The sequence below is a fragment of the Herbiconiux daphne genome, from assembly GCF_024979295.1.
Lineage (GTDB): Bacteria > Actinomycetota > Actinomycetes > Actinomycetales > Microbacteriaceae > Herbiconiux > Herbiconiux daphnes.
This window is the reverse complement of the sequence record NZ_JANLCJ010000757.1, coordinates 1-534: the sequence shown is the minus strand read 5'-3', so window position 1 is coordinate 534 and position 534 is coordinate 1. Positions and strand designations below refer to the sequence as shown.

At 51.7% G+C, this 534-nt stretch carries 1 protein-coding gene; it reads right to left on the bottom strand.

Annotated elements, in window-relative coordinates:
• On the bottom strand, nucleotides 1-534 hold a 534-nt coding region (locus N1032_RS27530), incomplete at both ends, for a hypothetical protein (RefSeq protein WP_259543909.1).

The window sequence follows — 534 nt, the reverse complement described above, 5'->3', positions numbered from 1 at the left end:
GGTTTAAAATACTCTCTCCAGCTTCATTAGTTGTACCTGTTCTAAATGCCTCTTGTGCTGCCTCATCGCCACCTTGAGTAACACGGGCCAGATATTCAGGGTTAGCCACATCTGCCGCTTTCTGTGCTGCTGAGTAGCCGCCTAATCCCTCTGGTAAGATGTTTCTAGCACCACGGACTAAAGCCCCGCCTACCTTCTCAAATACAGCACCGCCCAAAGTGTTAATAGCTTGGCTGGCTGCTGCCTCACCATTCTGATCACCCTGATTATATTCACTGAGCGTACCCGGTACAGCGGCAAGATAGTTACGGGCTAAGGCTGTGCCAGCCTGAGCTAAACGCCCTGCCCCCTCTGCCGCTTTAATTGGTGCTGCAATCTCTCCCCCTGCTACGTATGGTAAAGCCTGAGCAATTACCTTACCTGCCGTTGTCTGTGGCTGTAACTGCTCATCATAAGAGCCATAGCCAGCGGCGGGAAGTCGATAATCTAAATTACCTCCTGCCTGTTCTGTCGCCCAATCTGCCGCACTAAGTC